Origin of the sequence: Xenorhabdus taiwanensis, assembly GCF_036512875.1 — a bacterium.
Taxonomy (GTDB): Bacteria; Pseudomonadota; Gammaproteobacteria; order Enterobacterales; family Enterobacteriaceae; genus Xenorhabdus; species Xenorhabdus taiwanensis.
The window spans coordinates 2,870,372-2,884,347 of record NZ_AP028978.1 but is presented as its reverse complement, the minus strand read 5'-3'; the positions used below and the strand labels follow the sequence as shown (position 1 = coordinate 2,884,347).

Annotated in this window: 11 protein-coding genes and 3 pseudogenes; 7 read left to right on the top strand and 7 right to left on the bottom strand. The window is 43.8% G+C overall.

Annotated features, from left to right (window positions below; all coding sequences use genetic code 11):
* Positions 1–421 precede the first annotated feature (421 nt).
* From ACE1SE_RS13105 to ACE1SE_RS13085, 5 genes and pseudogenes are all read left to right on the top strand, one after another.
* Positions 422–658, top strand: coding sequence for a TA system antitoxin ParD family protein (locus ACE1SE_RS13105; protein ID WP_374051273.1), 237 nt, complete (start codon positions 422–424; stop codon positions 656–658).
* Positions 627–956: a type II toxin-antitoxin system RelE/ParE family toxin gene (locus tag ACE1SE_RS13100; protein ID WP_374051272.1), complete on the top strand. Its 330-nt coding sequence runs from the start codon at positions 627–629 to the stop codon at positions 954–956. Before ACE1SE_RS13105 ends, ACE1SE_RS13100 begins: the two co-directional genes overlap by 32 nt.
* Before the next feature lie 150 nt (positions 957–1,106).
* Positions 1,107–1,265 (top strand): annotated as a pseudogene (locus tag ACE1SE_RS13095) (phage tail fiber protein); the annotation flags it as partial.
* Positions 1,261–1,473, top strand: a pseudogene (locus ACE1SE_RS13090) (hypothetical protein); the annotation flags it as partial. The pseudogenes ACE1SE_RS13095 and ACE1SE_RS13090, both read left to right, overlap by 5 nt.
* 18 nt (positions 1,474–1,491) lie before the next feature.
* Positions 1,492–2,163, top strand: coding sequence for a DUF7424 family protein (locus tag ACE1SE_RS13085; protein WP_374051271.1), 672 nt, complete (start codon positions 1,492–1,494; stop codon positions 2,161–2,163).
* Positions 2,164–2,246: 83 nt separating this feature from the next.
* On the opposite strand, the pseudogene ACE1SE_RS13080 reads toward ACE1SE_RS13085, so the two are convergent.
* Positions 2,247–2,393 (bottom strand): annotated as a pseudogene (locus ACE1SE_RS13080) (IS1 family transposase); the annotation flags it as partial.
* A 552-nt stretch (positions 2,394–2,945) separates the two neighbouring features.
* Here ACE1SE_RS13080 and tyrP point away from each other — a divergent pair.
* Entirely contained in the window at positions 2,946–4,151 is a 1,206-nt protein-coding gene (gene tyrP / locus ACE1SE_RS13075) for a tyrosine transporter TyrP (protein ID WP_374051270.1), read from the top strand.
* A 68-nt stretch (positions 4,152–4,219) separates the two neighbouring features.
* Here the strand turns inward: tyrP and ACE1SE_RS13070 are convergent, their stop codons facing one another.
* The 6 genes from ACE1SE_RS13070 to menD all read right to left on the bottom strand — a co-directional run bounded on the left by ACE1SE_RS13070 (position 4,220) and on the right by menD (position 10,602).
* On the bottom strand, positions 4,220–4,762 hold the full coding sequence (locus tag ACE1SE_RS13070; protein WP_374051269.1) for a YfaZ family outer membrane protein: 543 nt from the start codon (positions 4,760–4,762) through the stop codon (positions 4,220–4,222).
* Positions 4,763–4,885: 123 nt separating this feature from the next.
* Positions 4,886–6,307: an o-succinylbenzoate--CoA ligase gene (gene menE / locus ACE1SE_RS13065; RefSeq protein WP_374051268.1), complete on the bottom strand. Its 1,422-nt coding sequence runs from the start codon at positions 6,305–6,307 to the stop codon at positions 4,886–4,888.
* Positions 6,298–7,278, bottom strand: coding sequence for an o-succinylbenzoate synthase (menC, locus tag ACE1SE_RS13060; RefSeq protein WP_374053672.1), 981 nt, complete (start codon positions 7,276–7,278; stop codon positions 6,298–6,300). The genes menE and menC overlap by 10 nt, the downstream gene beginning before the upstream one ends.
* A 13-nt stretch (positions 7,279–7,291) precedes the next feature.
* Positions 7,292–8,149 (bottom strand): 1,4-dihydroxy-2-naphthoyl-CoA synthase, encoded by an 858-nt coding sequence (gene menB / locus ACE1SE_RS13055; RefSeq protein WP_374051267.1) that lies wholly within the window; start codon positions 8,147–8,149, stop codon positions 7,292–7,294.
* A gap of 12 nt (positions 8,150–8,161) precedes the next feature.
* Positions 8,162–8,968: a 2-succinyl-6-hydroxy-2,4-cyclohexadiene-1-carboxylate synthase gene (gene menH, locus ACE1SE_RS13050; protein WP_374051266.1), complete on the bottom strand. Its 807-nt coding sequence runs from the start codon at positions 8,966–8,968 to the stop codon at positions 8,162–8,164.
* Positions 8,929–10,602: a 2-succinyl-5-enolpyruvyl-6-hydroxy-3-cyclohexene-1-carboxylic-acid synthase gene (menD, locus tag ACE1SE_RS13045; protein WP_374051265.1), complete on the bottom strand. Its 1,674-nt coding sequence runs from the start codon at positions 10,600–10,602 to the stop codon at positions 8,929–8,931. The genes menH and menD overlap by 40 nt, the downstream gene beginning before the upstream one ends.
* Positions 10,603–11,480: 878 nt before the next feature.
* Between menD and pgaA the strand changes: the two genes are divergently transcribed.
* The gene (gene pgaA, locus ACE1SE_RS13040) at positions 11,481–13,970 is read left to right on the top strand and encodes a poly-beta-1,6 N-acetyl-D-glucosamine export porin PgaA (protein WP_374051264.1); all 2,490 of its coding nucleotides are present in this window, start codon (positions 11,481–11,483) and stop codon (positions 13,968–13,970) included.
* Positions 13,971–13,976 lie beyond the last annotated feature (6 nt).

Here is a 13,976-nt window from a genome sequence, read left to right as displayed (position 1 = left end):
AAAAGTGCATTTTAAACCCTCGCACTTACCTGTCTCTTCTACACAAATCCCTCGAATAGAGCGGGGTTGGTACTAATGAAAGATGAATTTGATGGTTTTATCCAATTACCGAAGATTTTCAGGTAGTTCAAAATCCCGCGAGAGTCCGGGATATTCAGAAGAATATTCTTATTTTCCCTTTTAGGGACTTGAAGATCCGTTTAAGATATGACCACTCAGGCTACCGTCTGGATGGCGGTATTGTGAAGCCCATGCCCCGTTCTCAGACCCTAGTTACTATCTGACTAATGGCTGAATGGTATTAATTATTTAATGCGATAAAAGATTGCATAAATAAACAAAATGCTGCATATTATAAGTGCGCTTCCGAAGGCGTATGCGTTCAGCTCCGCATGTAGTACAACACTAAGAGGGTTAAACAATGGCTATTAGTATCCGTTTAGATGATGACTTCGTGAATGATGTAAAAATTCACGCAGAAGCATCAAGCAGGAGTGTGCCAAAGCAAATAGAGCACTGGGCAAAAATAGGCTGCATAGCCGAAGATAACCCTGATTTGCCATACTCCTTTATCCTTGATGTCTTACTGGCGAAAAGCGAAGTCGGCAATGGTAAGGTGTCGCGTTATGTCAGAAGGACAAAAAAGTCCCAAGATTGATGTTTATGAAACAAGGCGTTTCTCTAAGGCATTATCTAAGTTACCTGAAAATCTTCTTGCGATTGTGGAAGATGAAATAGAAAAAATTATCGACAACCCTGAAATTGGCGAACAAAAGAAAGGTGATTTGAGTTTTCTTCGTGTTCACAAGTTTCAATTGAGTAACCAGCTAACATTGCTTGGTTATCACTGGGTTGAAGAGAAAATAGAGCTTTACCTGTTAAATTTGGGTTCTCATGAAAATTTCTATCAGGGGCAAAAGCGACACAGGAAAGACGATTTAAAATTTATTAAGTAAATTAAAAGGCTACGCTTCGGTGTGGCCTTTTTTATAACCACTTTCCGTTTTTTCTCCCTAACTTAAGGGACGAAAACAAGAAGTGGCTATCAGTTTATTAACCCAATTTGCCACCGCAATTCAATTCCAGAACCTCAGTCTCTCTTATTGCTGCTGGCACCGTATAGTGATGATTCAACTACCACGGCGCGTAACGGCAAGATCACCAACGGCAGCCGGGGCAACTCGGCGGCGAGTGCCGGCCGTCTGAAATCCAAGCAATATACGTTTGTATTTCAGGATATTGATCACACTCGTGCGCGTTTATAACACCAGTTTTTTCGGGGCAGACGGGAGCCTAGGTTTCCTCCAATTCCTGCTGGACAAAATCAGCGGTTCACTCCCGTCGATTATCAAAACGCTGATGGGTTCATTGCCGTTATCGTCAGCGCTGGCAGCGTCACAAAATAGTGTAAGTCATAGTGTAAGTCATACAACATTTATGATTAAATACGATGACGATATGGACATATTTTAATTTTATAAAGGTATTCAAATGAAAAAATGGTTAGCTATTGCTAGTACAGCGCTGATTCTTTCTGGTTGTAAGGTTGATATTGAAACGAAAGTGAATACGGATGATTTGACGTCGCCTGAGCATAAAATGGTTAGGGGTGATATTGATATTGAAGTGTCATCTTGTAACGATTATGAAGATTCACGTAAAGAATCAAAACAACTAATCGAATTAAAACAGAAAGTTCCCACCATTTTTAGAAATGCCGAATATATGGAATGTTATCGAAAGAAATTTGATTCCTATGCGCATTTCACTGTCCCTGTTGATGTGGGGTCCCATGCGGATAACACTAAATTAAGTAATGCAGATATTTATATCGCATCGACAAAAGATGTTTATGCGGGGGTAATGATTTCGGCTGATGCACTTAACAAAATCAGAAAAGCACAAAAAGAAGCGATGGGGAAATTTGATATCAGAATGAGTGTTATTCTCGAAAGAGGGAAGAAACCTGTACCACCACTGATTAATATGGGATCTTTCCTGACAAGTGCAAAAGCTAAAGATGAGCCGATATTATCAGGGTGGATGAGGTTTGCTTCGAAGGAATTGAAATTCAGATTGTCAGATGTTTCCAATGCAGCATTAGCTCAAGGAGAATTCGCTCCTATCCTTGTCACACATGAATATTTCAACCTTCCTCAATAGGCTAAAAAACAGCCTGTTCTTATCTTAATCCAAGACGACAATTATCTCCATACCAAAGCCGCAGAAATGCGGCTTTTTTATTTCTCCAATGCTCGATAAGCATAATCGAGCTGGAAAGTACGGTTACAGTATAAACAACGATAACGTTGGTGACCGCCTTTACCAATACCATGTTTTTTAACATCCTTCGTTTGGTGACAAAACCGACACTTTACTTCCACTGTGGCCATGTATGCTATCTCGCAAAAATAAGCATTATAAATAAAGAACAACACATTGAATGCGTAACCCGGTATCTGATTGATTTAAAATTAAAACTACTGACTTGTAATCAGTAGGTCACCAGTTCGACTCCGGTAGCCGGCACCATATAAGAACCCGTTATTTCCCGTAATCAACCGGTGGAATAGCGGTTTTTTACTTTATACATCCGACAAAATTTTCCACATATATCCACTTTCTTTTCTACTCTACCTTCTCCATTTACTACTTTATTAATCTGGTTAACTAATTCTTCATATCCAAACTGCAAAGTTATCTGACATACTAATAAATTATGTTATTCAACAAAGAAGTTTCTAGTTGTTTTTTGACTTAATATGCTTCTGCTTTCTTAGTTATTTTCTCGAAATTACATAGCTTGATAACGAATTATCCAACACAGCCACAAAGTGTAATTATTTATTTACATTCCATGTACTATAAATTTGACAGACATAAATCAATCATTTAACCTGCGGATCTTATAACTATTTCTCAACATATTCAGAAATGAGGGTCGCGTGAAAAATCGCACTATTGGCAGTATTTTTATCGTTGCTGGAACGACAATTGGCGCAGGAATGTTAGCAATGCCACTGGCAACGGCGGGTGTGGGGTTTGGAACTACATTTGCTATGTTAGTCGTTCTGTGGGCTTTAATGAGTTATACAGCACTCTTGCTCGTCGAAGTATATCAACATAATAAATTTAATACTGGATTAGGAACTATCGCGAAACGCTACCTTGGGTTAGGTGGGCAGATGTTGACTGGCTTCAGTATGCTTTTCCTTATGTATGCCCTGACAACGGCTTATATTAGCGGTGCAGGTGAGTTACTGGCGACTTCCCTCTCTTCTTGGTTGGATAAACCTATTTCTGTCTCTGCCGGGATCAGCATTTTTACCATTATTGGTGGTGGGATAGTCTGTATTGGAACCCAATCTGTCGATTTTATTAACCGCCTGCTGTTTACCGCTAAAATTGTTTTTCTGGTGATAGTACTCGGTGTAATGATGCCTCATGTTGATAAAATCAACCTGATCTCCATGCCCATTGAACAAGGATTAGCACTCTCTGCCATCCCGGTTATTTTTACTTCATTCGGATTTCACGGTAGTGTGCCAAGCATCGTTGCCTATATGGGAGGAGATACCAACAAGCTACGGAAAATCTTTATCATCGGTAGTGCCATTCCACTGTTAGCCTATATTCTGTGGCAATTGGTGACACTCGGCGCTATTTCTTCAAATACATTTGTTGGCATTCTTGCACAAGAATCTGGCCTAAATGGGTTATTGAAAGCAGTCAGAGAGATTGTCGCTGCGCCTAAAGTAGAGTTTGCCGTTCATCTGTTTGCCGATCTTGCGCTAGCTACCTCATTTCTCGGTGTTGCCTTAGGGTTATTTGATTACCTTGCTGACCTTTTTAAGCGCCGCAATCACGCCAAAGGGCGTTTACAAACAGGATTAATGACTTTTGCTCCTCCCTTGCTCTGTGCACTGTATTACCCTAATTTTGTTATGGCACTGACATTTGCGGCTGTTGCCCTCTCCATTCTCGCATTGTTATTGCCTTGCCTATTGGTTTGGCGTAGCCGTGAAGAAAACAAGGAAGGCTATCGTGTCAAAGGAGGTAAGCCTGCATTAGTCTTTGTGTTCCTGTGCGGGCTTGCAGTTATTGCCATTCAGATTGGCATTGTTACAGGCGCACTGCCAAACGTAGGGTAAAAGTTTATTTTGTCTAAGGTTATTCGCATCAATGTTAATGCGGATAACCTTGCAGCATTTTCGTCTAATTAAAAACTCAAACCAGCGCCAACGTAAAAACCATCGGAAACTTTATTACTGCGATTACCATGACTACCCCGTATATCCATGACACGGTAGCCAACATTTACACTCAGGGGTTTGAAAAATGTATAACGCGCTCCCCCTGTAGCCTCAGTATAAGAATCCATTCCTGACGTTAAGCCTGATGGCGAACCGTAAGCCTCACCATACAGAGATAAAGAAGAAGTCACGGCCCAACTAAAGCCAGCACCAACAGCCAATGCCGCCCCATCCTTCCCATCTTTGGGAGACAAATAAAGCGCTTTCGCACCGACGTTTGCAGCCAGTGGGCCAAATGGCAGACCGAAGCCTAAACCTAAACTACCTAGCTGACCATTGTGATCACTACGAGTCCAGTTACCCGTCAGAGATAGACCAGCATATTTATCACCAATCCCCACTGATGTGCTTGTGCTGTGTTTTCCCACCTGAGTATCTATAGAGAGAGCATTTGCTGAGCAAGCTATAAAGAGCAAACTAGCGGCACCAATAGCAATAAAGCCTTTCATAATCTTGTCCTTTAATGAATAAATTCCCACATGGGCTAAGATATTGTACTTAAACCGGAACAGCGATATAGATGATAAAAGTAAGTAAGCGCTTATATTTATAAAGATATGTAAATAATGTTATCATTTATAATGTTTATTATTTATCTCTGTTACCCATTGCTTAACTTGTTGGCGCGAAACCTTTATTCCCCCATTTTTCAGTTGGGCAGGTAACACATAACAGGCAACAGGCCGTTGGAAAGCTGCTATTTTATCTGCAAGCCAATCAATAATTGTCTCTGCTAACACAGGATATTGGGTTTCAATCACCGCAACTGGCCGATGACCAAATTCAATATCAGGAATGGGAACAACAAAACTTTGTTCAATTTGAGGATGTTGGTTAATGATCTGCTCAATATCTTCTGGCTGAATACCCTCCCCACCACTGAAAAATTGGTTGTCGAGACGCCCTAAAATCCGTAATTCCCCTTGTTCAAATACGCCTCGATCCTGAGTTGAAAACCATCCTTCATTATCTGCCAATGGCTGCAATTCCCCATTAAACCAATAACCACTCGCCATACTGTCAGCACGGATCTGAATTTCTCCATCGACTAAGCGAATGGACTTTCCAGGGAGTGGATTACCTACTCCGGGCAGCTCATCAGCCCGTTTTACGCAAACAGTTGATGCCATTTCTGTCAGCCCATAGCCACACCAGCAACGAATACCTAATTCCTCGGCCCGTTGGGTCAGCGACGTCGGTATCATGGCGCCTCCCAGTAACACTTCTTTTAATGTCAATGGATAGTTATGGGGTTGTTCCAGCAAACGCCACAATTGGGTAGGTACAAGTGATACATGGGTACAACCAGACAGCGCACGATCCAGTGGCTGTAAATCCCGCAGCACTAATGTCGCTCCTGTTTGTAACCAACGCCAAAGGATCCCCTGGCCTGAAACATGAAACAGGGGCAATGACAGTAACCAACTATCATCTGGCTGAAAATCCATGCGGGAAAGAATGCCTTGCGCACTGGCAAGATGAGCTCCAATGGAATGTACCGCAGCTTTAGGTAATCCAGAAGACCCAGAGGTCAGGATCATACTGGCAGGACGTTGGCTTTCCCACAACACCAATAGGTTGTTTTTTGCCTGCCAATCATGTTTCGCCGGAAACTTTTGTTGCCAGTCAAGTATCTTAACCGCCATAACAGGTGAAGGTGAGTCCGTGAAGTCCACCCCATAATCCATATTGAGGTGAGGCAATAGTTCCGCCAGCAATCGATCAGGTAATTGAGGATTAAGAGGTAACGCTCTGGCGCCACATCGCAGGGCAGCCAGATAACACAATAGAAGTTCCGCACTGTTCTTGCCTCTCAGGAGCACACCACTACCTTCCGCCACACCCTGTTGGTGGAAATGAACAGCAATAGCATTGATGCTTTGTGTTAATTCATGCCAGGTGAATTGCTCATCATATAACTGAATGGCCTGTTTTTCAGGCAAGGCCGCAGCCCAATGCTGCCACGGCCATTGAGTCCACTCTATTACGGACATTCATGACTCCATACCATTGCCAGCTTATCCAGCATGACACACGGAATATGACTATCTGGCCAACAACGGATAAGTTGTGACTGGATAAGATCCAAAGTATCCAGGCCCGGAAGTGAATCAGGTGTGAGCCATTGAGCAAGACGAGCCAATTGTGTCAAACCAAAGCTACTTTCAATACTGGAACTGATCACTGCCTCTACCCCTAACTGATGCGCCTTGGTAATTAATTGACGGCAACGGTCAATACTGCCCACTAACGTCGGTTTGATGATAATGGCAGAAACTCCCTCTTGGGCTTCTAGCGTAAAATCAGCTTCACGGACACTTTCATCCCATGCAATGGCAATACCCGTTTCACGAGCAAATACCAGAGATTCTTCCCGGGTTTTGCAAGGCTCTTCGATAAAAGCAATTCGGTGCCGATAATCAGGATTGACATATTTAGCGAAGCCCTCTGCTTTTGTGCGTGTCCAACTGCGGTTAGCATCTAATCGCAACCGAAGATCAGGCACCGCTTCAAGCATTACATTGACTACCATGCCATCCCGTACAGCTTCATACATCCCCACTTTCACTTTGGCAATCTTCTGGCCTGTCATGTATCCCAAACGCCGGATCACATCATCAGGATCGCCCATACATAACGGCACCTTGCGATAACTGGCTGTTTCAGGTAATTCTCCCCGCAATTCAGCCAATGCACAGCTTATGCCAAACGCAACGGAAGGAAGCTCACTCTCTTCTGGCTGTATGCCCAAACACCATTGTTGCAGCCACTCCACAGCCGACTCTTTAGCTTGTTCAAGCGTTTCATGGCTAAATTCGGGCAATGGAGAAATTTCTCCCCAACCGTCTCGTCCGTTTTCCTGCAAGTGCACCAAAAAACCGTCACGGGTTTTCAGGCGCTGATAACGCAAAATAATGCCCGCCTCCATGGGCAGGCTGAATTGGTATAAAGTCGCTTGACGCATAATGGATGACAATTTACGGATTACGTTTGAACTTACTGAAATCAGGATGGCGTTTTTCGTTAAACGCATTGCGCCCTTCCTGTCCTTCTTCGGTCATGTAAAACAGCATGGTGGCATTGCCCGCCAATTCCTGTAAACCAGCCTGACCATCACAATCTGCGTTCAATGCCGCTTTCAGGCAACGCAACGCCATTGGGCTGTTTTCCAGCATTTCACGACACCAGCGCACAGTTTCTTTTTCCAGTTCGGCATAAGGTACGACGGCGTTCACCAATCCCATATCCAAGGCTTCTTTGGCACTGTATTGGCGGCACAGGAACCAGATTTCACGCGCTTTTTTCTGCCCTACGATCCGCGCCATATACGATGCTCCCCAGCCGCCATCGAAGGAACCGACTTTAGGGCCTGTTTGACCGAAAATGGCGTTATCCGCCGCGATAGTCAAATCACACATCAAATGCAGCACGTGACCACCGCCAATGGCATACCCTGCAACCATAGCAACGACAGGTTTTGGACAAGTACGGATCTGCCGCTGAAAATCTAATACATTCAGATGGTGTACTCCGCTGTCATCTTGATAACCACCATAATCGCCACGGATCTTTTGGTCTCCTCCAGCACAAAACGCTTTCTCACCCATTCCCGTCAGAATAATCGTACCAATTGCCTCGTCATAACGAGCATCTGCCAATGCCTGAATCATCTCTTTGACGGTCAGGGGACGGAACGCATTACGTACCTGTGGGCGATTAATCGTAATCCTGGCAATGCCGTCTGTGGATTTATGGTAGAGAATATCTTCAAACCCTTGGGAACAATCTTGCCATCCAATAGGGGCATACAATTTTTCTTCGTTTGGGTAACGCATTATTGTGTTTCCTTAACCAAAAAGTGATAAAAAGCAGTTCACTGTGCTGGCAAAAGCCACAGGATTACCATAATGAGCATTATGTCCAACTTGAGGAATAGTTGTTAATGGCAGTGTATATTGCTGCGCTATGCTCTGGAATTTACGATCATTTTCCCCACACAAGTAAGAGAAAGGAATAGATATGTGTTGTAAAGCAGGAAGTAGCCAAGGTTGGTATCCTAAAGAGGTATTTTCCAGCATATCGGCGATACGATCTCCCCTGTTTTGACTGCGCAGATGAATAAGTTGCTCACGTTGTGCCGTTGTTAAATCAGCAAATATCGGTTGTTGATACCAGTCAGTCAGGACTGACCTCATTGGCTCTTGGCGAAAACGCTGTGCCCAATGCTGATCATTGCGCAATCGCACATCGCGTTCCTGTTGGGAAAACAGTCCCGGATTCCCTCCCTCCACCAGCAAACCACGCAAACCATCCTGTTTGTTATAAATCGCATGGTACATAGCTATTCGTCCTCCCAGTGAATAGCCAATCAAACAATAATCATTGATTTGATACTCTATCAGGGTTGCCATCAGCAACTCACTCATCTCGGCAAAACCACCGGTCAAATTCACATCGACGGAATTACCGTGTCCAGGTAAATCAACAACTAATGAAGGATGCCGATCACAAGCACTCACGACAGGCGACCAATCGTCGCCTGTTCCCAATAATCCATGTAACCAAACTAGCCATATCCCTTGGTTATGCGCATGAAATGTCCGACAGTTTAGTTTCACAGAGCCGCCACCTGTTTTAGCAGTTCTTGCAGGCATACCGCTCCTGCATTGCCTGCAACCTTTAATTCAACCAATGTCGTCTCCTTACGATCCCATACTCGTTGGGCACACCGTTTTAATTCCGGCCAATTTTGTGGTGCCGCATAGTTTAGGCCGAACATGGCAGCAACATGATCAAAATTGACATCTTGCGGCATACAGTAAAAACACTGACGCTCTTCCTGTGGCGTTGGTAGCAGAGAAAAAATTTGCCCGCCATTATTATTTACTATGATCAATAACATGGGAGCAGAAAGATTACGTAATAAAGCCAGGCTATTCAAATCATAGAGGGCAGAGATATCACCTATAATCGTGAGTGTCGGTTTATTAGTGGCCCGTTGTACACCTGCTGCGGTCGCGATCAAGCCATCTATACCACTGGCACCTCGGTTGCTGTAGACCGGATACCCCACCGGAAGTTGCCCCAAAGCATCGACCAAACGCACAATCAAGCTATTGCCGACAAACAATTGCCCCTGCTCTGGCAACAATTGATGCAATTGATGCGCAACCGCTGCCTCGTTGAATTCTCCCGTCAACTTGGTTTCAACACACTTAAACGCGCTTTTTGACCATGAATTCAATTCATCTGCCCAGGGCGCTCGTGAATATGCGGGATGCTCCCGTAACCAATCAGTCACACTGCAAGTGAATTTGCGCCCTCTATGGTTTGCAGGATCAAGCCTGCCGACAATGGGATCGACAATCCAATATTGCTCAGGCTGGCATTTAGCCCGCCACTGCAACAGTCGCTTGCCTGTCAGGCTGGCGCCAAATTGGATCACCAGTTGCCCTTGCGCCAGAATCTCCTGAGTGCGGGAGTGAGTAAGCCATAAATCTGCATATGGCAAAGTCTGCCCTGTTTGGGACAACACATCACCAATAAGCGGCCATCCCATCTCTTTTGCCCACCGGGCAACATATTCCCCCTCTTCTGCGCTCATTCTCCCTGCCAGTACAATTCCCTGTTTTTTCTGCCAGATATCCCAATCAACTGCCTTGATGGTGGTATGCATTTCTGGCTGAATCAGCCACGGTTCATTCCCTTGCCACCAATCCCCCAATGTTTGCAACCAATCTTGATGTGCTGTCATCTCATTACCATACAAGGGCTCCGCAAACGGGCAATTAATATGTAGAGCACCTTGTTTCAGGTTTGACATTGCATTATCGATGGAAGAAACCAACCAACTAGCGGGAATATCTGTGGTTGGTCGTGGCAATGCTAAAGTTTGCGTGGGATGAGAAGCAAAAATGCCCACCTGACGAATAGCTTGATTGGCACCACAATCGATTAGTTCAGGCGGCCTGTCTGCGGTGAGAAATATCAACCGTTCTCCCGTCAAGCCCGCTTCAATTAAAGAAGGATACAAATTGGCAACTGCCGTTCCAGACGTCACAATAACCGCGATCGGCTCTTTGCCCGCTTTTGCCAATCCTAAGGCCAAATAGCCCAATCCACGCTCATCAAAATGGGTATGACAGATCAACTTACGATTTCCTGCGGCAGCTAATGTCAATGGTGTTGAACGAGAGCCGGGAGCAATGCAGATATGTCGCAATCCGTGGCGGGTTAATGCTTCCAATAAAAGTTCCGCCCAGCGGCGGTTGAATGCGCTGTTTGACATATAATGCCCAAAAAATTCTTTCAAAAATGATGCCAAAGAATAAAAGATAATTATATAAGACGCTCTTGATCTTAATGCGGGTAAAAACGATTTCCTTATCTTAGTTCAAGAAATTGTCATTTAATTGGTGATATTTTATCTATAAGTGAGAAATATAAAATCCATTGATAACAAAACTGAAAATTAATTAGTGATTGAGCTAATACCTTCTCAGATAAATCTGAATACGATCATCTAACGTTATCTGCACGTGATAACAATACCCATATAATTACCAATGTAAATCACCAATGCAATATTGTTTGACATTCACACACAAAAGAGAATAACCGAATATCAATTTTGCTAACATTTTCGGTATATGGAGTAAAAATAGTATTTAATTTTGAAATATAGTCATCACACGATCAACAAACCACATTTTTATACTGAAAAATAAATCAACTTCACTTTAACCAAGTTATTTAAAATAAAAAATCAAAAAAACAAATAATATTCATCCTTCGGTAATAAAAAATATTTACACTCAGTCTAAGATTTTTTCATTGAAAACAACAAAAATATCAATCCTTATTTTCCAAAACATTTTTACGACAGAGTGATAAATTTACAACGCGCTGATTTAAAACAAATAAAATTCATATCAAAACATAAATATCATCCTTATATATTATTTCATATAGACATGATATCAATGAAAAACAAAATAATCGCAATTACTTAACGAAATTTTCCCATTGATATAAATTCACGCAGTACGTATTATTCTGCCTCTTCAAAAATGAAGAATGCAAAAATTCATCTTAATCTAAATTAAATTAAATTCCGTCTGGTCCTGCTATTTGTAAAATCAACAAGCAGTATAAAAAGGGGATAGCGTGTCATATCTTTATTTCCGTCCGATGGGCTTTCATAGATATCGGTATAAGCTGTTATCGTTATTTATATCATTAAGTTGTTTAATAACAACGGAATCCGCTCAGGCAGATTACGATGCATTAATTCAACAAGCCAGAAATGGTAATACCAATCCCATGCTCGAATATATTCGTCAGGAGGAGAAACGACATCGCCTTTCTTCCTCACAAGTTTCTGATTGGTTGCAAATTGCAAGCTGGGCTGAACATGATGATGAAGTCATTTCTCTCTGGCAACGCTATCGCTCAATGGCTATACCCGCCAGAGGGATAGCGGCTGTTGCCCGAGCCTATCGCAACCAACGTCAATGGTCACAAGCAATCCAGCTATGGCGCACAGCTCTGGCCCTGGACAAGCAGAACAGAGACATCAAAGCTGGCCTTATCATGACACTCGCCGATGCCAAACAAGACGCAGAAGCCCGACGTTTGGCAAAAGATTTATTGGCTCATCAACCCGACGCTGCTAATTACCGTCTGATGGCCTACGTTGACCAGGCTGCCGGCCGGATATGGGATGCCATGCAAATGCTTTCTACCGCGCATAAATGGTTTCCTCACAATCAGGACGTTACTCAAGACTATCTGTTCAGCCTGAAAAACAATCGAGTCAGTGATCCTGCATGGCGTCTGGGACAACAGCACGCGACACAATTAACCACGGCGCAACTGCGCAGGCTGGAAGCTGACGCCACAGCAGAACTGGTTCGTTTGTCAATGATCCCTAATCGTAGTGAAAAAGAGCGCTTTGACATTGCTGACTGGGCACTTGCACGCTACGAACATATGCTTAACCAATGGCACAGCCTACCCGATGCACAACAAGATTACCAACAGGCGCGCATTGATCGGCTTGGTGCCCTTCTTTCCCGCCATCGGCTGCAAGAAGTTATTGATGAATATCTGGCTTTGCAAAAACAAGCTGAACAGAAGCAAATCCCAGAATATGCGCAGAAATGGGTAGCGGCAGCTTACCTGAATCTGCGACAGCCAGAAAAAGCACGAAATATTCTGCATTCCTTGAATTACCCCGATGAAAATATCTTGTCGTCAGGGAAAATATCACCGCCTAATATTCCCCTTGAAGATGATATCGTCCTTTTTTATGCAAATGTGGAAAGTGAGCATCTGGATGCAGCTCAACAACTTGCTACCAATATCAAGCAGCGCAATTCTTATATGCTTAATGTCTTTGGCTCTCCCATTCGCGTTCCGAATGATGACTGGCTACAAGGGCAACAGTTTTTAGCGGAGTCTGCACAATTACGTGAAGATCTTGCCGAAGCAGAAAAACGCTTTACCCATTTAGCCCGCACTGCCCCCGGAAACCAGAAGTTACGGATTGACCTGGCGGCTATCTGGCTGGATCGAGGTTGGCCGCGTCGTGCTGAGAGTGAATTAAAGCAAATTGAAGGACTCGATCACCGTAATCTGGCGTTGGAAATCCAGCAAGGTTATACCGCCCTGACCCTGCAAGAATGGCGACAGATGGATTTGCTGGCCGATGATGTTATTACCCGCGTACCAGAAGATATGCTTGCTAAACGCCTTAATCGTCTGCGTAATGTGCATCATATGTCAGAACTGCAAATTAAGGTCAATCAAGGCATTAATTCAGATAACCCGGAAAGCGGCAGACACAGTTCAGTTATTGACGCAATACTTTATAGTCCTCCCCTTGAGGATAATTGGCGCTTATTTGCCGGTGGTGCTTACAATCGCGGCCAATTTTCAGAAGGCCGGAGCTTGAACCGTGATTTACGCGGCGGTGTAGAGTGGCGTTCGCGGGATCTTTGGCTGGAAAGTGAAGTTTCCTCACGTAATTATCGTCATGGCAACAAGATGGGATTGCGAATCGCAGCCTGGTATGACTTTAATGATCAATGGCGACTGGGTAGTTCCGCAGAACGCTTCTCCCGTAATACTCCCCTGCGTGCATTAGGCAATGATATCCACGCCAATGGTGGACAAATTTACACTCGCTGGAGATACAGCGAACGCAGCCAATGGAGTGCGCGCTTTGCCCCTGCATTCTTTTCAGATGGCAACCATCGCTTTGAATATGGCATTGACGGCCTTCAACGCCTATACACTGCCTCTTACCTGAAGCTTGATGCGCAGTTGGAACTGAGTACAACCCACAATACCCGGCAAAATACACCCTATTTTAATCCCAAAAGCGACTTTACCTTCCTGCCTGAATTGGAAGCAGATCACATCATGTATCGGCATTATCAAACCGTCTGGAGCCAGCAAGTTGTGGCTGGTATTGGGCAATATTGGCAGCAAGGGTACGGCAGCGGCCTGATCACAATAATGGGATATGGTCAGCGTATTAAATGGAATGATGTTATTGACGCAGGGGTAAGGCTCACGCTGGATAAACGTCCTTATGACGGTAAACGAGAAAGTAATCTGCAAGCTGCTTTTGATTTAATCTATCGGTTCTAAAGGATT

What these genes read in the sequence shown, in the direction of transcription:
- ACE1SE_RS13105 (WP_374051273.1), top strand. Translation starts at nt 422, where the DNA reads ATGGCTATTAGTATCCGTTTAGATGATGACTTCGTGAATGATGTAAAA.
- ACE1SE_RS13100 (WP_374051272.1), top strand. Translation starts at nt 627, where the DNA reads ATGTCAGAAGGACAAAAAAGTCCCAAGATTGATGTTTATGAAACAAGG.
- ACE1SE_RS13085 (WP_374051271.1), top strand. Translation starts at nt 1,492, where the DNA reads ATGAAAAAATGGTTAGCTATTGCTAGTACAGCGCTGATTCTTTCTGGT.
- ACE1SE_RS13070 (WP_374051269.1), bottom strand. Translation starts at nt 4,762, where the DNA reads ATGAAAGGCTTTATTGCTATTGGTGCCGCTAGTTTGCTCTTTATAGCT.
- menE (WP_374051268.1), bottom strand. Translation starts at nt 6,307, where the DNA reads ATGTCCGTAATAGAGTGGACTCAATGGCCGTGGCAGCATTGGGCTGCG.
- menC (WP_374053672.1), bottom strand. Translation starts at nt 7,278, where the DNA reads ATGCGTCAAGCGACTTTATACCAATTCAGCCTGCCCATGGAGGCGGGC.
- menB (WP_374051267.1), bottom strand. Translation starts at nt 8,149, where the DNA reads ATGCGTTACCCAAACGAAGAAAAATTGTATGCCCCTATTGGATGGCAA.
- menH (WP_374051266.1), bottom strand. Translation starts at nt 8,968, where the DNA reads ATGCCTGCAAGAACTGCTAAAACAGGTGGCGGCTCTGTGAAACTAAAC.
- menD (WP_374051265.1), bottom strand. Translation starts at nt 10,602, where the DNA reads ATGTCAAACAGCGCATTCAACCGCCGCTGGGCGGAACTTTTATTGGAA.